A 20,023-nucleotide genomic window follows, 5' to 3' on the forward strand; every position below is an offset into this window, starting at 1 on the left:
GCGGCCGAGGGTGATGTTGTCAGTGATCATCGTATGCTCCTGCGCAACGCGCTCTTTTTCCGGGGTTAACCCAAATTTGGTTCCGAAAAATTTGTTTGAAAAAGATGAGCTAGGTTCACTGGGGTTTGTGGACGTCGGAAAAAAAGCCCGCGCTTGTGGCGCGGGCGTCAGGAAATATAGGTCGCTTGCTGTTGCGTCGGATTGTCTGGCAACCAGTTGCTTATGCCCAGGCTTCTTCGGTTGGCATCCAACTGCGCTCGACGTTCAGTTCGATGCCGACTGCACGAATGGCGTTCGAGAGCGTCTCGGCAATCTCAACCTCGGTGCGGATGGTGCATTCGGCGACCATCAGCTTGGCTCGGTAACCCTTGGGCGTGTTGACGTAGACCTTGCTGGCGTCAGCGAGGTGGTCGAACGTGAAGGTTGCGACCTGAACCATCTCGATGCACTGAGGAGCGGGTGCAGGAGGAACCAGGGCGGTCGTGGGCGTCTGCGGGATGGCGGCGGGAGCGATGACCAGGGCGTTGGTGATCGTGGCGTTGAGCGACATCGCAGCATCCTTGATTGGGGTTTTGCCTGATTTGGCTTTGCCCAAATCATTTTTTTGTAAAAGGCATCGTTGATTTGGGGGGAATAATTCGCGCCTATCCAAACGCCGCCGATAACCGCCGACCACCTCATATAACACGCTGAAAATAAACAAAATTCTCTCCGACATCTTTCGCCGTCGATCGCCGGGCAAGCCTCGCGATCGACGGCGGAGCTGACGGTATGGGGCGTCTTGTGACATCGCAGAATTGCATATACCGTCATGGCTTAGAGAGCTTGTGACGGTATTTTTTTGACCTTATTCCATTGAGAATAAAGGAAAATTCGCCGTCAGAATTGGTCGATTTTGGCCTGACGGTATTTTTGGGGGCTCTCTGGCGTTTTTTGAACGATCCAGGAGGGTCCGATGCTTACCGATGCGGCAATCAAGGCATTGAAACCAAAGAATAAACTGTACAAGGTCACTGACCGTGACGGTATGTATGTCGTCGTGAACCCGTCGGGCGCCGTCGTGTTCCGTTATGACTACCGTATGTACGGTCGACGCGAGACCTTGACCCTCGGCCGATACGGGCCGGCGGGCCTCTCTCTGGCCCGTGCGCGGGAAAAGCTGATCGACGCGCAGCGCTCGATTCAGGAGGGGCGGTCGCCCGCCCAGGAGAAGCAGCGCGAGAAGCGCCGCATCAAGGAAGCAAAGAGCTTTGGCGAGTTCGGCGAACGCTGGCTGCAAGAGCACCGGATGGCCGAAAGCACCCGCGCGATGCGCCGCTCGATCTACGAGCGGGACATCCTGCCGACGTTCCGCAATCGGCTGCTGACGGAAATCACGCCCGAAGATCTCCGGGCGATGTGCGACAAGGTGAAGAAGCGGGGAGCGCCGGCCACGGCGGTCCATGTCCGTGACATCGTGAAACTGGTCTTCGCCTTTGCGAAGCTGCACGGGGAGAAGGTGCCGAACCCCGCCGAAGAGGTCGGGCCGGCGTCGATCGCGACGTTCGTTCCCAAGGACCGCTCGCTCTCGCCCGCCGAAATTCGAGTGATGCTCGGCCAGCTAGAGCATGTGGCGACGCTGCCGACCATCCGGCTCGGCTTGAAGCTGATCCTGCTCACGATGGTCCGCAAGAGCGAGTTGCAGGACGCGGTGTGGGATGAGGTCGATTTCGAGAATGCGGTGTGGTCGATCCCGAAGGAGCGGATGAAGCGTTCCAAGCCGCACAATGTCTATCTGTGCGAACAGTCGCTCGACATCCTCGTCGCGCTCAAGACCTGTGCGGGCAATTCGCGCTATCTGCTGCCGTCGCGCTACGACGCGGATGCGCCGATGTCGCGCGCGACCTTCAACCGCGTCACCACGGCGGTCGTGGTGCAGGCCAAGAAAGCGGGCCTGCCGCTGGAGCCGTTCACCGTGCATGATCTTCGCCGCACGGGCTCGACGCTGCTCAACGAGTTGGGCTTCAACAGCGACTGGATCGAGAAGTGCCTGGCGCACGAGGACGGGCGTTCTTCGCGCGGCGTTTATAACAAGGCCGAGTATGAGCACCAGCGCCGCCACATGATGCAGGAATGGGGCAATCTGATCGACGCATGGGTCGGCGGCCAGAAATACACCCCCACGCTCTATCCGGCCTCCATGGACCTTCTGGCCCCGGAGCCTAGCCTTTGACCGGACGGGTCTTCCTGAGCGTGACGTCGGGTACCGGCGCACGCTTGGCCGTCTTCGCCTTGGAGGCCCGGCGGCGTTCTTCAAGCCAAGCCTCCACTTTCGCCGAGATCCCACACGACGGTTCGAGAGGTCAGGTAGAAGCGCTGCGGAAACTCGCCGCGCTGCTCCATGTCGTAGATGGTCGTATCGGCCAAGGGAACGATCTCGCGAAGCTGGTGCCTGCGTATGGTGCGTTTGCCGAGAGGGGGTGGTGTCTGGCTCATCGTCCAGCCTCACCGTCTGCGATCCCGCCATTCTATGTGTTCATGCCAGACCTCCTTCAATGTGGCCGGGGCAGCGACTTGGCTGCATCCCGGCGTCTGGCGAACCATGACGAAGGATCGGCCGCCGGTAGCGTGCCGCATTCGCGTTCGCTCGCTCACGGCACCCCAGCAATCGGCTTCGCAGAAGGGTGCGGTGATTAGGGGCGCTAATCGCCGCATATCGTGCGGTGATTATTCTTGCACTTTGCGGTGAATAGCGGCGATATTCGCCGCGAAAGATGCGGTGATTATGAAGTATATCCATAATTTGACGGACTGGCCGGAGCTGCGCTGGAGCGATGAGAAGCTCGCCCAGCGCCTTGCGGCTGTGCGTCATCGACAGGGGCGGCTGATCGGCCGCATGGAGGCGCTTGGCTTCCCGCTTCGCGAGGAAGCCGTCCTCCATGCGCTGACCGAAGACGTTCTGAAGTCCAGCGAGATCGAAGGTGAGGTGCTTGACCGGGAACAGGTCCGTTCCTCGATCGCTCGACGCCTCGGCATGGATATTGGCGGTTTGGTCGCCGCCGATCGCCATGTCGAAGGCGTCGTGGAAATGATGCTCGACGCCACGCAAAACTATAATCAGCCATTGACCGCGGAGCGGCTGTTCGGCTGGCACGCAGCGCTGTTCCCCACGGGACGCAGCGGCATGAGCCGTATCACCGTGGGCGCGTGGCGCACCCCCGAAGCCGGCCCGATGCAAGTCGTGTCGGGGCCGGTCGGGCGCGAGCGCGTTCATTATGAAGCCCCGGAATCGAAGCGGCTGGATGAGGAGATGTCCCGCTTTCTGGACTGGTTCGAGACGGCGACCCCTGATCCCGTCCTCAAGGCGGGGATCGCGCATCTGTGGTTCGTCACCATTCACCCGTTCGATGACGGCAACGGGCGCATAGCGCGCGCTATTGCCGACCTCGCGCTGGCGCGTGCGGAGGGAACCGCCCAGCGCTTTTATAGTATGTCGGCGCAAATCCGCACCGAGCGGAAAGCCTATTACGACATGCTGGAGGCGACGCAAAAAGGCGACCTCGACATCACGCCCTGGCTGCTGTGGTTCATCGACTGCCTCGATCGCGCCTTCGATGGAGCCGAGGTCATCCTTGCCAGCGTCCTCCGCAAGGCGCGGTTCTGGGAGGCGATAGCGGAGCAGAAGCTGAACGAGCGCCAGCGCAAGGTCATCAACCGCCTGCTGGATGGCTTCGAGGGCAAGCTGACCAATGCCAAATGGGCAACGATCACGAAGGCGTCGTCCGACACGGCGCTGCGCGACATCAACGATCTTGTTCAGCGGGGCATCCTGACGAAAGACCAGGGCGGCGGGCGCAGCACGAGCTATTCGCTTGCGGCCGCCCCCGGTGATGTGGAAATCGGGAGCTGACGTCCAGGCGGACGTGGGCGCGACTAAAGGCTGCCTTAGTCATGTCAGCGCCCAGATAGGGCCAGATGGCGAGCTTCCATGGGCCTGTTACAAACTCTCGGTAGTTGTTGGTTATCTCCGAGGATCTGTAACATATCGCTTTTCTGCGTTACGCCTTGGCGGGCACGCGGCGGGCCTTGGCGAAACCGCGATCGGTGGCGATGAAGCGTTCAAGCATCGGCACTATCAACTTAGCGGGTTCGATGGGCGCACCGCCTTCGGCGAGCAGGCGTCCGTAATCGGTGAGATCGCGATGGAGCGCCGCCGGCAGCTCCACCGTCACCTTCACGGGCTTGTCGTCGGCGATAGGGCCGAGTTTCAGCTTGGTCATGGTCAGCTCCTATAAGGTTCGAGCACCAAATCCTTGGTGACGATGACACGGACCGGGAAGCCGGGCCGGATGGTGAGGGGCGGTGCGACCTGCAACTGGCGCTGGACGATCTGCTGACCGGCCTGATTGACCGTATCCTGCGCGCCGTCGCGGATGGCGCGGATCAGGCGGTCATTGTCGTCGGTGGCGAGTTCCGCGCCAACGCCGAGCAGCGTCGATAGCGCGGCGGCCTTGGCGAGATCCCACCAGTGGTAGTCGACGCCATCTTCCAAGCCGGCGTAGCCCTGCGTGTCCGCGCCAGGCTGGCGCTCGAGAACGATGGAGCGGCCGTTCGGCATGATGAGGCGGTTCCAGACGAGCAGCACGCGGCGCTGGCCGAACTGGACGCTGTTGTCATACTGACCGATGAGGCGCGTTCCCTGCGGCACGAGCAGGATGGTGCCCGTGGGACTGTCGTAGATATTCTCCGTGACCTGCGCGGTGATCTGGCCGGGGAGATCGGAGCGGATGCCGGTGATGAGCGCGGCCGAGATGGCCGCCCCGGCCTGAAGCACGAAGGGCGATGCCGGCGGCGTCACGCGATCGGGCGTCACGGTGCGCCGGTCGGCTGCGGCGTTGAGGAACGCAAGCTGCCGGTCCTGGGCGGTCGGCTGCCCTGCCGCGGCGCTGCCGGGGTCAAATCCCGCAGGGCCGGGCGTGGCACCAGGCGTCGCTGCGGCCGTCGATCCCTGCCGCGACTGGAAGAAGACGGTGCTGGTGCGGGCCGCTTCCTCCTCGGCGCGGCGGCGCTGCTCGGCCTCGTCGACGCCCGGCGTCGAAACAACAGGCGGCACGACGGGCTGCCCGGCATTCTGTGCGCTGAGGATCGGGCCGCCGAGATCGCCGGGCAGCGCTGGCCCAAGGATGGGGCCGGTATAGTCGCGAGGCAGGCCGGCAAGACCATCGGCCGGCTGGCGGTTGGCGGTAGAATAAAGCTCCTCGCCGCCATCGCCAGGACCACGCGTCTGAAGCGCGTAGATCAGCGCCCCACCGATGCCGACCAAGGCGACGGCCGCGACGCTGGCGAGCATCTTGCGTGACAGGCGCGTGACTCGCGGTGCTTCTGCGCGCAGGCGCATGGGAGCGGCATTGGAATCGGCATCGGTCATGACTGCGGCCTCCCATCGGTACGGACGATCCTGACGGTCTGCTGGCGGTCGCCCGCGCCAAGGCGCAGCTCGGCCGCGCCGAACAGGCGATCGACGATCAGGATGTGTTGATAGATGCGGGTATTGGCGATCTGTGCCTCGCCCTCGGGGCCGATGACGAAGATCGGCGGCATTTCGCCTTGGACGATGCCGCGCGGGAATTCGACATAGACACGGCGTCCGTCGTCATAGACAGCGATGGGCTTCCAGGGCGGATTGCTGCTGCCTGTCAGGCCATAGCGATAGTTGCGGGCGGCCAAGGCCGGGATGACCGGCGTTGCCGGTGTGGCCTGACGCCCGCCGCCCGCCGGCTGCGGATAGGCCCAGGCGACAGCGGGCATGTAGGGCTTCTCGCCGGAGCGCAGCTCGACCATATAGGTGCGCCGGTCGGTGGTGATGACGAGGTTCGTGGTAATGTCGGCGCGCGTCGGCTTCACCAGCACATGGACGCGGCGGGCGACGCCGGAGCCGGACTCGGTGTCGCCGATGATCCAGCGGGCGGTGTCACCGGCCGCGATCGGTCCTGCGCCAGTCAGGCTCTCGCCGGGTTCGAGCGCGATGTTGGTGATCTGGCCGGGAGCGGCATAGACCTGATAGAGCGCGCCTTCCGACCACGGATAGACCTGAATGGCGTTGAAGTAGCCTTCGCGGCGCGGCTGGACGCGGGCGGCGGCATTGGCGTTCTCGACGCGGCCGGTCGCGGTGCTGGCGGTCTGGCCGCCACGCGCTACGGTCCAGGCCGGAGGAACATGCAGCGGCTTCAGCCGCTCGTCCGTCACGGCGGCGGGAATGGCCGGCAGCGGCGGGATGCTGTTGTCATAGCTGATCTGCGGCGGCTTGGTGGAGGCGCAGCCGGCGAGCATGGTCGCCGAGAGCATCGCAGCCGCGATTGCGGGTTTGCGGATTGCGCGGTTCATAGACGGCGAGCGTATAGGCCAGAACGCAAAGCCCGGCGACAGCCGAGACGCTCATGAGCATCACAGCAAACATGGTTCTCTTCCTTCACGATGATTGCCACCGTGGCAACAGTCGAGGTGATCGGGCCGCGCGACTGCGCGGCCCGCGATTTTTCGGGCGGGAAGAAAGCCGGGGCCGCTTGCGCGCCCCGGCCTGCCTTCCTCATTCCGCCGCGATGGCGAAATGGTCATCATGGGCTTCCTGCGTGGGGGCGGGTTCGGCGGTATCGAGGGCGACTGTCTCGGCCTGCTGGTCGAACCATGCGGGACGCGCGGTGCGCAGCGCGGGCGGAAGCCAGCCGGTCCCGGCCAGAAGCTGCTCGGCGGCTTCGGCCATCTCCGTCTTCTTCTTGTCCACGATCTGCTCCGCTGCCTCGTCGCCCAGGGCTTCGCGCACGGCGGCGAGGATATGGGCCTTGGTGACGCGTCCGAAATAGCTGCGCACGGTCGGCGTCCAGTGCGCCGCCATGTCGAGCGTCACCGCCGTCGCCAGCTTGTCCGCCGTCTCATGGGCGCGGCGCTTGCTGGTGTCCCACGGCAGCTTCACCGCATTGACGGTCAGCGAGGCGCAATGCGCCAGCAAGGCCATGAGGCTCGCATGGTCCAGACCGGCAACAAAGCCCCAGAGGTCGGCCACGTCGCGCGGCATGTCCGCCGCCCAACCGGCATGGCGGTCGTTCAGCATCTTCGCCGCCGCCGTGTCCTCGATGCCGTCCGCGTGGGCGGCGAGGTAATTGCTCGTCGGGCTGATATCGAGGCAATGGGCCGTGCTGCCACCGCGATAGTAGGTCTGCGCGGCGAGCGCATGGACCACGGCGATCAACGCCATGTCCGGCTGCTGCCCAAGGGCGAGGCGCAAGCCAAGGGTGCGATGCGCGGTCAGGTCGCGGATGAGAGAGTCGGGCAGCGGCTTGCCCGCATCCCCGGCTTCTTCTTCCGGCTCTGGTTCGGGAAGCTCGTCGCCTTCGCCGTCTTCTCCGTCTCCGTCGAGGATTTCGCCATCACCATTGACGCGCACCCCGTCGATGACGGTTTCGCCGCCCTCGGCTTTCTCCGGTTCCGGCTCCGGGGCCTCGTCCTCGGCGCGGATGAAACCGCGCTCGATCCGCACATCGCCGTCATGGGCGACGACGACGAACACGCCGCCGCGCAAGATGTCGTCGGGATCGAAGGCGTGTCGCTTGGCGTCGATCCGCTCGATTTCGGCTTCAAGCTCGGCAAGCCGCGCATCCACCTCGGCCGGGAGGTCGACATCGGCGTCCTCCCATTCCGCGTTCAGATGCTCAAGCTCGTCCTGCGCCGCGTCGTAAGCAATGGCATCGGCCTCAAAAAGCTCCACCGGATGCCGATAGGCGCGGCGCAGCCCGTGGGCGTGGGGGAAGTCGAGATAGGCGGCGGCCCACTTCCAGCCCTCGGCCTCCCGCACCTCGGCGGCGATCCCCTCCAGCTTCTCGACGGCAAGCCGGTCCAGCAAGGCCGGGTCTTCAAAGAAACCGCCGCGATCCTCGGTGAACAGGTCGCGGATGATGTTGCCGCCCGCCTCGGCATAGGCTTGCGCGCCGACGAAGACCGCGCAGCGATCCGTCGCGGGCACGTTCATCTTGGTCAGGTTGCGCCGGATGATGGACGGATCGCGGTTATAGGACAGGTTCTCATAGACGTGTTCCTGCCGCGCGTGATCGTCGGTGATGGCGAAGGCCATCAACTGATCCAAAGTCAGATCGCCGTCGCGATAGACCTGCAACAGCTTCGGGCTGATAGCGCCGAGACGCATCCGCTGCTTGACGACATGGGCGGTCACGCCGAACCGGGCGGCGATTTCCTCCGCGCCCCATCCGCGATCCTCGGAAAGCTCGCGGAAGCGCTCGAACTGGTCGGCGGGGTGCAGGTCCTCGCGCGTCACGTTCTCGTCAAGGCTGATTTCGGCGGCGTCGTTCGCCGTGTCGATGACGCAGCGGATGGGTTCGGTCTTCTTGATTTCCTTGCGCTTCACGCGCAGCATCTGCGCCTGCCTGCGGCCTTCCCCGATGCTGACGAGATAGAAGCCGGTCGGCTCGCCTCCGGCGTTGGTTTCCGGCTCCACCACCAGATTTTGCAGGATGCCCTTGGCGGCGATGCTCGCCGCCTTCGCCTCGATAGACGCCTCACTGTGGGGGGTCTTGCGGGCATTCTTCGGATGCTTCTTGAGCTTGTTGAGCGGGATGAAAACGGTCCTGCCGTGTTCGACGGTCGGGACGGTGTTGGCGGTCGTGGTCATGGTCTTTCTCCTATGGGCTTGGGTTGGAGCGCAGCGCTGCGCTGCAACCCTGCCCGTCGGCGAGACCGGGGGGTGTAAGGTGCAAGGGCGACCGGGACGGAGGGGGATCACCCGGCCTGCACAAGCGGATCGAAGCTGTTGGCGAGAGTGAGAAACACGCATCCGCGCGGAAGGCTGGGGAGACCGTCCTGGTCGAGCGCCAGCGATCCCTTGCGCCGCGCCAGGGGGCAGAGCCCCCAAGCAACCGGCCCGGCCAAAGCAGAGCGGCGACCGGGCGCAAGGAGCGGATTAGGATATCGAAACCCAGAAGGCGTGAACCAGCAGTGTCCTGATCGCCGTGTTCTCGCCAAGAGAGGGGCGTTGCGGGGAAACCCAGCAGAAGGGGTCGACCGAGACGTTGGTTCGGTCGCAGGGGAAGGCTTTCCCCTATGGGATCTCACTCACCTTCAACATAGCTTTCCTTGAATGCTGTCAGAAAAGTGTGTATCTTTCTGACAGGAAATTGAGAATGACACGGTTGGCCGAACAGATTCTGACGTATGCGACGGGATTGCCCGAAGGCTCCCCCGTATCTGCCAAGGGTTTGCTCCACCTTGGAAATCGCGCCGCTGTGGATCAGGCTTTGTCGCGTTTGACCGAACGCGGGCAACTCATCCGTGCAGGTCGTGGCGTTTATATACGTCCCATTGCCAGCCGGTTGGGCACCCGTGCTCCGTCGGTGGAGCAAGCTGTCGAGGCGCTTGCGACCCAAAAGGGCGAGATCATCGTCTCGAATGGCGCTGTCGCGGCGAACGCCCTCGGCCTGACGACGCAGGTGCCCGTCCGCTTGGTCTATCTTACGTCCGGGCGTAGCCGGAAAATGCAATTGGGCAAACAGGTCGTGGAATTGCGGCACGCCCCGCGCTGGCAACTGGTCTTGGCCAATCGACCGGCAGGGGAGGCCGTGCGGGCGCTGGCTTGGCTCGGCCCGGAAAAGGCGGAAGCCGCGCTGACCACGCTAAAGAGGAGAATGCCATCTTGCGTGTTCGGCGAACTGGTTGCCGCCGCGCCGCAGCTTCCGACATGGCTTGCTCAGGCCTTGGGGAAGATCGCTTACGGCTGATCTGGCCTTCGATTACCAGGATCGGGCTGATGTGTACCTGCGAAGTCGCTAAAGACCGGTAGGGCAACCGGATGCGGCACTACTCACCGAGTATTAGGTGTTCAGGCTCACCCTTTGCTTTCAAAGTGCCATGAGCTGCCCGCCGGATTCAATGAGTGGGGCATTTCAGCAAAAAGAAAATTTGAGATCGCCTCTAATTTCGATTGACGTACGACGGAAGGTTTCCTAGTTTGAGCTATGCTCGAACTTAGAGATATTTCGAATGTGTATTCTGGTGTGGCCGTTCAGGAGGGCGGTGGCGGAGCGCGTTTTGTGCGTCTATCCGACTTGTCCGATTTCAAATGCTTCCGTCCGCCCAACCTCGCGACCGGTGATCTGCCCGCCGTTGCCAGGGCATTGCCAATAGAGGAAGGCGACCTGATCGTCGCAGCGCGCGGTTCCGCCACTGATGTTTGTCAGGCCGCTCACTCGTGGCTCGGCGCCTTCATTTCCCTGGATCTCTATCTGGTCCGTCCCGACCCGTCGAAGGTCGATCCCGGTTATTTGGCAGCCTTTCTCGATCTTCCCGCGACGCAGGCAGCGTTCTCCGGCAATAAGCAGGGCACTGGACTCGCCCGGCTTCCCAAGGAAGCTCTCGATAGGCTTGTCGTTCCTCTCCCGCCGATGCCCACGCAGAGATTGATTGCGGAACTGGCGCGGTCCTTTCACGACGAAGCCGCTCTTCTGCAACGCCTCGCCAACCTCAATTCCCTTCTTGGTCGTGAGGCCCTTGCGCGCGCCTTCCGCGCGGCCGCCGCGATCAAAAATTCATAGGAGACGTCATGCCCACCCTTCAGCAAGAAGACATTCTTTCGGCCGTTTGGCGCGCCTGCGACACCTTCCGCGGCGCTGTCGATGCCACGCAGTACAAGGACTATGTGCTTTCCGCGCTCTTCCTGAAATACATCAGCGATGTGCGCCGCAAGCACGTTGAAGAGTTCCGCCGCGAATTCGGTGGCGATGAACTCCGCATCCAGCGCCGCCTGGATCGTGAGCGCTTCAAGCTGCCGACCGTGGAGCTGAAGAACAGCAAGACCAACGAGGTCGAGGAGAGCTTTCTCGGTGATTTCTACAGCCTCCATGAACGTCGCGGGCGCGACAACATTGGCGAACTGATCAACATCGTCTTGGACGCGATCGAAAAGGCCAACGAAGGAAAACTCGGCGGTCTCTTCCGTGCAATTGACTTCAACTCCGAAACGAACCTGGGACAGACCAAGGACCGTAATCGGCGGCTGAAGATGTTGCTGGAGGATTTCGCCAAACCGGGTCTCGACCTGTCCGAGACGTCCGAAGATATCCTCGGCGATGCCTACATCTTCCTGATCGAGCGTTTCGCGTCCGATGCGGGCAAGAAGGCGGGTGAGTTCTTCACGCCGCGCAAGGTGTCGGAGGTTGTCGCCAAACTCGCCAATCCGAAGTCCGGCGACCGGATTTGCGATCCGGCCTGCGGCTCGGGCTCGCTGCTGCTGCGCGCTGGCGAGGAGGTGCCTGACGGCAATTTCCAGCTGTTCGGCCAGGAGTCGAACGGCAGCACGCGTTCACTCGCCCGGCTCAACATGCTTCTGCATGCCCAGGACAGCGCGCGCATCGACTGGTGCGACACGCTCAACTCGCCGACGCTGATCGAAAGCGATCATCTGATGCGGTTCGATGTGGTGGTCGCCAATCCGCCGTTCAGTCTCGACAAATGGTGGGGCAATACGGATTCGGAAGGGAACGCGCTTCCCGACCCCTACAAGCGCTTCACCCCGCACATGCCGCCCAAGAGCCGCGGCGATTACGCCTTCATCCTGCACATGTTGGCGATCACGCGGCCGACGGTCGGTCGCATGGCGGTCATCGCTCCGCACGGGGTCCTTTTCCGCTCCGGCGCCGAAGGCAAAATCCGCGAGAAGCTGATCCGGGACAATCTGCTCGATGCTGTGATCGGACTGCCGGCGCAGCTCTTTCCGACGACCGGCATTCCCGTCTGCATCATGGTGTTCGACAAATCGCGCGAAACGGACGGACTGCGCTCGCACGAGAGAAGCATTCTGTTCATTGACGCCAGCCGCGATTTTGAGCCGGGCAAGAAGCAGAACCGGCTGACCGACGACAACGTGAAGACGATCATCGAGACCTATCGCAGCCGTGCCGAGATCGAGCGCTACTCGCACAAGGCGACGTTCGAGGAAATCGAGGCCAATGGCTTCAATCTCAACATCCCGCGTTACGTCGACACCTTCGAACCTGAGCCCGAAGTAGATCTCCAGGCGGTGCAGGACGAAATCCGCGACCTCGAAGGCCAGCTCGCCGAGACGCGCAAGAAGATGAACGCCTACCTGAAGGAGCTTGGCATCAATGTCTGACGCTCCTTCTCGCGCGGCCTCCCGGCGCGGGCGCACCTTGAAGCTCTATCTGGTCGATGGCTCGCCGTCCGGCGTCATCACGGCCGAACTCGGCATCTCCTCGGTGCGCGCCGCCGTCGCCTCCCGCACGGCGCTGCCTGATCTGATCCGGCGGGAAGAGGCTTCCCGCACCGGCATCTATCTTCTCGTCGGACCGGACCCGGATTTGCCGGGACGGCAGCTCGTCTACGTCGGCGAGGGCGATCAGGTGAAGTCCCGCCTGGCCGCACATGACGGCGACGAGTCGAAGGAGTTTTTCACGCGGGCGGTCTTGGTCGTCTCCAAGGACGAGAACCTGACCAAGGCCCATGGCCGATATCTGGAAAGTCGGATCATCTCCGCTATCCGCAATGCGGGCCGCGCCAAGCTAGTCAACGGCACCGAGCCGCCGTTCAAGGGGCTGCCGGAGCCGGAAATCGCCGACATGGAACGGGTGCTCGACGAGATCGAGATCCTGCTGCCAGTGCTGGGGTTCGATGTGCTGCGTCCGGCGGGTCAAGAGGCGGGAGATCAATCCGCATTGGGAGGGACGCCAGCAAAAATTCATTCGGCCGGAGTCGAGAAGAGCACCGGCCCCCAACTTGGAATCTCGCCTTTTGAATCCGGCGAAGGCCCAACCTTCATTGCAACTATTAAGAAGGCTCGTGCGAAAGCCGTGGAGCGAGCAGGTGAGTTTGTTGTGTTTGCAGGATCAACGGCTTATCGCGATTTTCAGGAGTCGTTATCGTACCCGCTTCGCAGCCTGCGCCAAGCTCTCCAGGAAAGTGGCGCCCTAACCCCCGACGCCGATCCTGATCTTCTGCAGTTCACACAAGACGTGAGCTTCGGAAGCCCTTCCGCAGCCTCCTCGATGATCGGGGGGTACTCCGACAGCGGCCCAAGGACCTGGAAGCTCGAAATGACAGGTCAGAGCTATGGCGACTGGCGCAAGCGCCGGATCGGCGAAGGGGGCGGAGCGTGAATATATGTTTGCCGAAGGACTGGTCATGGAGCTCACTTGGCGACCAAGCGGATCTTCTCACAGGTTTTCCGTTTAGAAGTGAAGAATACTCCACAAACTGCAGTGCAATACGTCTCCTGCGCGGTGACAATGTTGTTCAAGGAGGTATTCGTTGGAAGGACGCTAAGCGCTGGCCTTTGGAAAATCTAAAGCACTTCGCTCGATTTGAGCTTGAGGTCGGCGATCTCGTTATTGCAATGGATCGAACTTGGATTGAAGCCGGCCTGAAGGTGGCGCCTATTGGTGAACAAGATACTCCATCTCTTTTGGTGCAAAGAGTTGCCAGGGTTAGGTCTAAAGCGGGATTCAGTCAGGCGTATCTCCGGCATCTTGTTCGGTCGTTTGATTTTGAATCGTATGTAAAACAAGCTCAGACAGCTACTGCGGTTCCCCACATCAGCCCGACCGATATTCGGGAGTATCGAATACCGGTTCCTCCGCGCTCAGAGCAACGGCGCATCGCGTCTGTGCTCGATGCCTGGGATCAGGCCCTGGAACAGACCGAACGGCTGATTTTGGCTAAGCGGCGGCGAAAGACCGCGTGGGTGCAGAAATTGTTTGGCAATCTGCCTAAACGCCCCCTGTTGGAAGCAGCGGATGTCTGGTTCAGCGGAGTGGATAAAAAGGCGCGCGTGGGCGAGGCAGCCGTCCGGCTGTGCAACTACATGGACGTTTTTCATAACTCTCGGATCACGTCGAAATTGGATTTTATGCGCGCGACGGCTTCCCCGAGTCAAATCGTAAGTAACAGCCTGCGCAAGCATGATGTCGTCTTCACAAAAGACTCTGAAACGTCCGAAGAAATCGCTCAGCCCGCTCTGATCGCCGAAGACATCGACGATCTCGTCTGTGGCTATCACCTCGCGATTGCCCGCCCGCGGGACGAGGTTGGCCATGGGCCGTTCATCGCTCAAGCGATGCGCCATCCCTCGATCCGTTGGCAGTTCAGTCGTTTGGCGAATGGTGTTGTGCGTTTCGGCTTGACACTCGACGCCATCGAACAGGCTGAAATCTTCCTGCCTTCTCTCGACGTGCAGGAAAGGATTGCGGCTGTACTCGATGCCGAAGATCTCATGATCGAAGACTTGTCCGCGCGTGCCGAGCTTTTTCGCACCCAAAAACGCGGCCTAATGCAAAAATTGCTCACGGGTGAATGGCGGTTGGGGGAGAAGTTCGAATGAAGATTTTGGGTTTCAGAAGCGATCCGAGTACGCCGCGCTATGCCATCGTGGATAGCTCTGGGACCCCGCCCGCGCTTCTCAACGCGGATGGCGAAAGCCGTCTTCGTTTTCCGGCGGACTGCACCAACGAAGCAGCGCAAGTGACCTGGCTCTTTCGCGAATTTGAGCGAATCTTCCACATCCACCCCGACATTGACCGAGTGATCATCAAGAAGGGGGAGTTCACGCAAGGGGACAATAACGCAAAGCGGGTCGCGTCTTATCAGGAGGCCGCCTTGCTCTTGTACTGCGGCCAGCACAACAAGCCGGTGGTGTCGAAGATCTATGCCTCACTATCGACCCGAAGTGCGCAGGTGAAGGACCATGCCATCGCGCGGGTCGGTCAAACGACGAAGTATTGGGACGGCAAAATGGCGGACGCCATCATCGCCGCTTGGTGGGGGGCGACCAATCCATGAGCTTAGCTCCTGCTCCGATGCCTATCACGAACGGCACGACCTTCTACAACAAGTATCGGTTGGCGCGACCGATTGGGCGGGGGTCATTTGGCGAGGTGTGGCTGGCGCAGGATCAGGCCGTCAACCACGAGTATGCCATCAAGATCTTGAACGCCGGTATCGGAATCGACCAGCGACTACGGGAGGCGCAGGTCGGCCACGCCTTCACGCACAACAATCTTGTGCGCGTTCACCAGGCCGATGTTGCGACCGACGGCAAGGTCGTGATCGCAATGGACTATCTTCCGGGTGGATCGATCACAACCCTGGCCAACCCGGCTGGCTTTCTGCCTCTGCCGATCGCGATTCGCTCGATGATCGACGTGCTCCAGGGGCTGGAGCACCTTCATCTGAACAACTTCTTCCACAACGACGTGAAGCCGCAAAACATCCTACGTGGCCCGCAGGGCGAGGCCAAATTGGCCGACTACGGAATTGTGGGGATTTCGCCCACGGGTGCGCCTGTGATGCCGTCCAGTTGGTATGTGCTTCATGCGGCGCCTGAAACTGCTGCAGGCAATGGCATCGAAGCTCGAACCGATATTTTCCAGGCGGGCCTTACCATGTTCCGGCTGTTGGCTGGACTTGGATCGCTGGAGGCGAAGTACAACTCGCTCGGTCGTAAGGATTACGAAGCCGCTCTCGCCGGCGGTTCTCTCATCTCGCGTCGAGACTTCCCGCCCTTCATCCCCAATTCCGTGTGTCGCGCGGTCCTGACGGCCATCGATCCAGATCCTGCCAAGCGCTTCCAGTCGGCGCTGGAAATGCGGCGGGCGCTTGAGAAACTGTCCTTTGCCGGACATTGGACTGTCGACGGCATTGGATGCCTCGTCGGCTCCGACACTCGGCACATATTTCGTTTTGAACGCCATCTGGCAGCCGGACCGAATGCGGCCTTCGAGGCTATCAAGACGAATAAGCAATCCGGGCGCGAAACTAGGGTTTCTCAGTTTACTAAAAAGGGGATGACGAACGCCGAAGCGGGCAAGCTTGAAGTCGCGTTCTTGAAGGCTGTTGTTGAGGGGAAACTATGAACCATTCCCCGGAATTCCCTGTCTCCGAAGCCGGCGGAGCCCAGCTTCAGGCGCTGCACACGCTGATCAACTGCGGCTGGCGCTATGTGACCCGAGCCGAGGCCGATCAATGGCGCGACGGGCGGCGAACGCTGCCGTTCCTCGAAACTCAGCTCCGGGATGATCTGGCGCGGATCAATCGCATTCATGTCGACGGGCGGGCCTATCCATTCTCCGAAGCGAATATCGATGCTGCGGTTCGTCGGCTCGCCGAACGCATCCCGGAAGGCGTCGTGCGCGCCAACGAGCGGATGACCGACGACCTGCTGCTCGGCATCGCGTTGCCGCAATCCATCGGCGCCACGTCGCGCGAATGGCCCTTCAAGTTCATCGACTGGACCGACTGGCGCGCCAACACCTTCCAGGTGACGAGCGAGTATACCGTCAGCGAAGCAGGCGGGCCGACCATCCGTGTCGATCTCGTTCTTTTCGTGAATGGCATTCCGTTGGGGATGATCGAGGTCAAGGCCTCACACGTTTCCGCCGACCAGGGCGTCAGCCAGCAAATCCGCAATCAGAAGGCTGGCGAAGGTGTGCCGGCGCTGTTCTATTCCGCCCAACTGCTGCTGTCGGCCAACAGCTACGATCCTCGCTACGGCACCGTTGGAACGCCGCGCAAGCTTTGGAGCGTGTGGAAGGAACGCGAAGACCCGTCCGGCTTCGCGGTGGACGTGGTCAATCGGCCGCTCGACACCGTCGAGGGCAAGCGCGTGGCCCTCGATTTCGCGCCCCACATGAAGCGTCATGACGGGCTCATGGAGGAGCACCGGTTCGTCACGCCCTTGGATGAAACGATCGTGGGCCTCTGCCGGCCGGAGCGGTTCATGCGCTTGGTACGGCGCTACATGTTGTTCGACGGTCCCCACAAGAAGGTGGCGCGTTACCAGCAGGTGGCCACCATCGAGACGTTGCTGAAGCGCATCGAGGAGCGTGACACCGCAGGCCGCCGTCAAGGTGGTGTCGTGTGGCACACGCAAGGGTCGGGCAAAAGCCTGACGATGGTGATGCTGGCGAAGTCCATCGTGATGGCGCACGCGTCGGCGCGCATCGTCATTGTCACGGATCGCACCGATCTTGACGACCAGATTACCAAGACATTCCGCGCCACCGGCCAGGAGCCGAAGCGGGCGGCGACGGGCGAGAACCTGCTATCTCTGATCGAAGACAAGACCCCGGTCGTCACCACGCTCATTCACAAGTTCCGTGCGGGGCTCAACAAGCGGCGAATCGTCGACACGTCGGCCGACATCTTCGTGCTGGTCGACGAGAGCCATCGTAGCCAGTACGGCAATCTCGACAGCCTGCACGCTCGTATGCGCGAGGTGCTGCCGAATGCCTGCTTCATCGCCTTCACAGGCACGCCGATCGCCAAAAAGGAAAAGAGCACGTTCGCCAAGTTTGGCGAGCTGGTTCAACCTGCCTACTCGATGCGAGATGCCGTTGATGACAAGGCCGTCGTCCCGCTCCTCTATGAAGGGCGGGAAGTTGTCACCGATGTTGATGACGCGCAGATCGACCGTTGGTTCGAGGCCCATACGCGCGGTCTTTCCGACGACCAACGCGCCGATCTGAAGCGCAAGATGAGCCGTGCCCGTGAGATCGAGGGCGTGGATTCCAGACTTCAATCGATCGCCTTCGATGTCGGCCAGCATTTCTCCGCCAACTTCAAGGGGACGGGGCTAAAGGGACAGCTTGCGGCACCTTCGAAGCGGGCCGCCATCCAGCTCAAGAAGCTCTTCGATGAGTTCGGTGTCGTCACTACGCAAGTCGTGATCTCTGCGCCGGAGATGCGCGAGAGCGAAGACGAGGTCGACGAGGCTGACGACGATCTCGTGCGCACCTTCTGGCGCAAGATGATGGAGCGATATGGGGGCGAAGAAGCCTATAACAGAACCATCGTTGAGCAGTTCAAAGGCCCCGGCGATCCCGACATCATCATTGTCGTCGACAAGCTTTTGACGGGCTTCGACGCGCCGCGTAACACGGTGCTCTATGTGGCCCGCCGACTGCGGGAACATGGACTCTTGCAGGCCATCGCCCGCGTCAATCGCGTGTTCGACGAGGAGGGGGCGCCGGAAAAACCCTTTGGCTTCATCATCGACTACACGGGCGTCCTGAAAGACCTCGGAGATGCGCTTGCGAGCTACGATGCATTGCAGGGCTTCAGTCCGGACGACATCGCGAGCAGTGTCCTGGCTATTCGGGAAGAGGCGAACAAGGTGCCGGGCGCCCACGCTGCTCTGCTTGACGTGTTCAAATCCGTTTCGAACAGCTTCGATGCCGAGGCCTATGCTCGTCTTCTGGCGGATGAGGAGATCAGAGTCGAGTTCTATGAGCGCCTATCGGCGTTTTCGCAGGCTTTCACGGTGGCGCTTGCCTCTCCGGCCTTTATCGAGACGACTAAGCCGGAACTTCTGAAGCGCTGGAAAGATGATCTCGGGCGGTTCGTCTCTCTGCGTGCCGCAGTCACGCTTCGTTATGCCGAGCGTGTCGATTGGCGTGACTACGAGAAGCGCATTCGTCAGTTACTGGACCGCCACGTCATCGCACGCGATGTCGTAACGTTGGTCGAGCCGTTGAATATATTCGACGACATAGCGATTGAAGAACGGCGGCAGGAAAAGACCGAAAGCGACGCTTCGGTAGCGGATACGATCGCCCACCAATTGACCCGATCGATCGAAGAGAAGTGGGATGAAGATCCAATCTTCTTCGAGAAATTCTCAAAACTTGTGCGCGACACAATCGCAGACTTCCACAAAGGGCGGATTAGCGATCTGACCTATCTCTCGAAAATCAAGGTGTTGCGGGACAAGGTGCTCACGCGGCAGGACGAAGCCGATCCGATACCAGTCTGCCTTCGGGATGACAGCCATTCCCAGGCGTTCTGGGGATTGACCAAGCGCAACCTGGATAAAGCCGGCATCAATGACCCAGACTTGGCTGCCGATATTGCTCTGCAGATCAGTCAGATCATCCAGCGTCGGCGCAAAGTTGGCTGGCAGTATGACCGCGATGTGGAGAACTCCATTCGAAACGATATCGACGATTTCTTTTTCGAGGAGCTGCGGGGAGAACGGAGCGTTCTGATCGACCCCAGTGTTCTTGATGGTATCGTCGACGATGTTCTGGCTTCGGCACGCGTGCGGCTGGCTCAGTGAGGATGGCCATGGCCTTGCCGACAGCTGAGCAAATCGAGATATGTTGGGGAGAGCGCAGGGTCACTGCGGAGTTGATCCGCACGGTGAGGCGGGCGCTGCGCATCAATGTTCGCCCGACGGGAGAGGTGACTGTCTTTGCCCCGGTTGGCGAGGGTATTGAAGAGATTCGAAACAGGGCGCACCGGAAAGGCGCATGGATATTCGCTCAGATCGATACCATTGCCCAAAGACCCAAGGTTACGCCGGAACGTCGGTACATTTCGGGTGAGACCCATCTTCTGCTTGGTCGGCAGTATCGGCTTTCGGTCGAGGAATCAGGCGACCCTCATGTGCGGATCGATGGCGGCCGTATGGTGATAGCGGCCAGAACCCCGGACGACTCACCACATTGCAGGCGTCTCCTTCAGGCGTTTTATCGTCTGATAGCCCGTGAGGTGTTCCGGCAACGGTTCGACATCGTTTTGAAGCCGTTTGTTCGTAGAGGATTGAGGCGGCCTTCACTCGTCATTCGTCCGATGGCGAAGAGATGGGGCTGCTATACGCCAAGTGGACGTGTCGTACTAAATATTGACTTGGTGAGAGCGAGCCCACGGCTGATCGATTACGTGATCTGTCATGAGCTGGCGCATGCGTTCTACCCCGATCATGGTGATGGATGGCGCGAGTTGCTCAAAACGGTGATGCCGGATTGGGAGGAGCGAAAAGAAGCGCTGGAGGCAACGCTTCGATAGCTGGCTGCGCGAGCACTGCCTTCACTCTGCCAGTAGATTGGCAATGTATATCCATCTCTCTCCGAGAGTACTGCACACTGCACCCTCAAGTTCCTCCGGTCGATTAGATAATTCGGAGTTATAGTTCTCGGTAACCGCTGTTCTCAGGCCACGGCCTTGATTGGGTCCGAGGCGTAGGCCCATGGCAGCA

At 61.3% G+C, this 20,023-nt stretch carries 16 protein-coding genes and 1 pseudogene; 11 read left to right on the plus strand and 6 right to left on the minus strand.

The genetic code is table 11. The annotated features are described in order from the left end of the window. Window positions 1-220: 220 nt before the first annotated feature. Window positions 221-703, minus strand: a complete 483-nt coding sequence (locus IE243_RS19825; protein ID WP_191321074.1) for a hypothetical protein — start codon at window positions 701-703, stop codon at window positions 221-223. 252 nt (window positions 704-955) lie between these two features. Here IE243_RS19825 and IE243_RS19830 point away from each other — a divergent pair, with 252 nt between their 5' ends. Further along, entirely contained in the window at window positions 956-2,212 is a 1,257-nt protein-coding gene (locus IE243_RS19830) for a tyrosine-type recombinase/integrase (protein WP_191321075.1), read from the plus strand. Here the strand turns inward: IE243_RS19830 and IE243_RS19835 are convergent. Next, window positions 2,202-2,475: pseudogene (locus IE243_RS19835) on the minus strand (helix-turn-helix transcriptional regulator). The gene IE243_RS19830 and the pseudogene IE243_RS19835 sit on opposite strands and share 11 nt — an antisense overlap. A 289-nt stretch (window positions 2,476-2,764) precedes the next feature. Between IE243_RS19835 and IE243_RS19840 the strand changes: the two are divergent. After that, entirely contained in the window at window positions 2,765-3,889 is a 1,125-nt protein-coding gene (locus tag IE243_RS19840) for a Fic family protein (protein WP_191321076.1), read from the plus strand. A 148-nt stretch (window positions 3,890-4,037) separates the two neighbouring features. On the opposite strand, the gene IE243_RS19845 is transcribed toward IE243_RS19840, so the two are convergent. The 4 genes from IE243_RS19845 to IE243_RS19860 form a co-directional block, all read right to left on the minus strand. Continuing rightward, window positions 4,038-4,259 (minus strand): DUF2274 domain-containing protein, encoded by a 222-nt coding sequence (locus IE243_RS19845; RefSeq protein ID WP_191321077.1) that lies wholly within the window; start codon window positions 4,257-4,259, stop codon window positions 4,038-4,040. A 2-nt stretch (window positions 4,260-4,261) separates the two neighbouring features. After that, entirely contained in the window at window positions 4,262-5,407 is a 1,146-nt protein-coding gene (locus tag IE243_RS19850; protein WP_191321078.1) for a TraB/TrbI/VirB10 family type IV secretion system protein, read from the minus strand. Continuing rightward, entirely contained in the window at window positions 5,404-6,363 is a 960-nt protein-coding gene (trbG, locus tag IE243_RS19855) for a P-type conjugative transfer protein TrbG (protein WP_191321079.1), read from the minus strand. Before trbG ends, IE243_RS19850 begins: the two co-directional genes overlap by 4 nt. A gap of 202 nt (window positions 6,364-6,565) precedes the next feature. Then, window positions 6,566-8,659: a ParB/RepB/Spo0J family partition protein gene (locus IE243_RS19860; RefSeq protein ID WP_191321080.1), complete on the minus strand. Its 2,094-nt coding sequence runs from the start codon at window positions 8,657-8,659 to the stop codon at window positions 6,566-6,568. 508 nt (window positions 8,660-9,167) lie between these two features. Here IE243_RS19860 and IE243_RS19865 point away from each other — a divergent pair. The 9 genes from IE243_RS19865 to IE243_RS19905 all read left to right on the plus strand — a co-directional run bounded on the left by IE243_RS19865 (window position 9,168) and on the right by IE243_RS19905 (window position 19,833). After that, window positions 9,168-9,761: a DUF6088 family protein gene (locus tag IE243_RS19865; protein WP_191321081.1), complete on the plus strand. Its 594-nt coding sequence runs from the start codon at window positions 9,168-9,170 to the stop codon at window positions 9,759-9,761. Window positions 9,762-9,998: 237 nt separating this feature from the next. Beyond that, a complete protein-coding gene (locus tag IE243_RS19870; protein WP_191321082.1) occupies window positions 9,999-10,574 on the plus strand; it encodes a restriction endonuclease subunit S in 576 nt (191 codons plus the stop codon). A gap of 8 nt (window positions 10,575-10,582) precedes the next feature. Beyond that, window positions 10,583-12,151 carry a type I restriction-modification system subunit M gene (locus IE243_RS19875; protein ID WP_191321083.1) on the plus strand — a complete coding sequence of 523 codons (1,569 nt, stop codon included), beginning with the start codon at window positions 10,583-10,585 and terminating at the stop codon, window positions 12,149-12,151. Window positions 12,152-12,188: 37 nt separating this feature from the next. Beyond that, window positions 12,189-13,151, plus strand: coding sequence for a GIY-YIG nuclease family protein (locus IE243_RS19880; protein WP_191321084.1), 963 nt, complete (start codon window positions 12,189-12,191; stop codon window positions 13,149-13,151). 8 nt (window positions 13,152-13,159) lie between these two features. After that, entirely contained in the window at window positions 13,160-14,371 is a 1,212-nt protein-coding gene (locus IE243_RS19885; RefSeq protein ID WP_191321085.1) for a restriction endonuclease subunit S, read from the plus strand. Then, a complete protein-coding gene (locus IE243_RS19890; RefSeq protein WP_191321086.1) occupies window positions 14,368-14,829 on the plus strand; it encodes a hypothetical protein in 462 nt (153 codons plus the stop codon). Before IE243_RS19885 ends, IE243_RS19890 begins: the two co-directional genes overlap by 4 nt. Beyond that, window positions 14,826-15,902, plus strand: coding sequence for a serine/threonine-protein kinase (locus tag IE243_RS19895; RefSeq protein ID WP_191321087.1), 1,077 nt, complete (start codon window positions 14,826-14,828; stop codon window positions 15,900-15,902). The genes IE243_RS19890 and IE243_RS19895 overlap by 4 nt, the downstream gene beginning before the upstream one ends. Further along, window positions 15,899-19,102, plus strand: coding sequence for a type I restriction endonuclease subunit R (locus tag IE243_RS19900; RefSeq protein WP_191321088.1), 3,204 nt, complete (start codon window positions 15,899-15,901; stop codon window positions 19,100-19,102). The genes IE243_RS19895 and IE243_RS19900 overlap by 4 nt, the downstream gene beginning before the upstream one ends. 8 nt (window positions 19,103-19,110) lie before the next feature. After that, complete coding sequence (locus tag IE243_RS19905) at window positions 19,111-19,833, plus strand: M48 family metallopeptidase (RefSeq protein WP_191321089.1); 723 nt, start codon at window positions 19,111-19,113, stop codon at window positions 19,831-19,833. Window positions 19,834-20,023 lie beyond the last annotated feature (190 nt).

This window comes from Camelimonas fluminis, assembly GCF_014656355.1.
GTDB classification, from domain to species: domain Bacteria; phylum Pseudomonadota; class Alphaproteobacteria; order Rhizobiales; family Beijerinckiaceae; genus Camelimonas; species Camelimonas fluminis.

Excerpts from the sequence above, each read along its gene's own strand:
- IE243_RS19870 (WP_191321082.1), top strand. The coding sequence starts at position 9,999 with ATGCTCGAACTTAGAGATATTTCGAATGTGTATTCTGGTGTGGCCGTT.
- IE243_RS19905 (WP_191321089.1), top strand. The coding sequence starts at position 19,111 with ATGGCCTTGCCGACAGCTGAGCAAATCGAGATATGTTGGGGAGAGCGC.
- IE243_RS19845 (WP_191321077.1), bottom strand. The coding sequence starts at position 4,259 with ATGACCAAGCTGAAACTCGGCCCTATCGCCGACGACAAGCCCGTGAAG.
- IE243_RS19840 (WP_191321076.1), top strand. The coding sequence starts at position 2,765 with ATGAAGTATATCCATAATTTGACGGACTGGCCGGAGCTGCGCTGGAGC.
- trbG (WP_191321079.1), bottom strand. The coding sequence starts at position 6,363 with ATGAACCGCGCAATCCGCAAACCCGCAATCGCGGCTGCGATGCTCTCG.
- IE243_RS19875 (WP_191321083.1), top strand. The coding sequence starts at position 10,583 with ATGCCCACCCTTCAGCAAGAAGACATTCTTTCGGCCGTTTGGCGCGCC.
- IE243_RS19860 (WP_191321080.1), bottom strand. The coding sequence starts at position 8,659 with ATGACCACGACCGCCAACACCGTCCCGACCGTCGAACACGGCAGGACC.
- IE243_RS19900 (WP_191321088.1), top strand. The coding sequence starts at position 15,899 with ATGAACCATTCCCCGGAATTCCCTGTCTCCGAAGCCGGCGGAGCCCAG.
- IE243_RS19850 (WP_191321078.1), bottom strand. The coding sequence starts at position 5,407 with ATGACCGATGCCGATTCCAATGCCGCTCCCATGCGCCTGCGCGCAGAA.
- IE243_RS19895 (WP_191321087.1), top strand. The coding sequence starts at position 14,826 with ATGAGCTTAGCTCCTGCTCCGATGCCTATCACGAACGGCACGACCTTC.
- IE243_RS19830 (WP_191321075.1), top strand. The coding sequence starts at position 956 with ATGCTTACCGATGCGGCAATCAAGGCATTGAAACCAAAGAATAAACTG.
- IE243_RS19890 (WP_191321086.1), top strand. The coding sequence starts at position 14,368 with ATGAAGATTTTGGGTTTCAGAAGCGATCCGAGTACGCCGCGCTATGCC.
- IE243_RS19865 (WP_191321081.1), top strand. The coding sequence starts at position 9,168 with ATGACACGGTTGGCCGAACAGATTCTGACGTATGCGACGGGATTGCCC.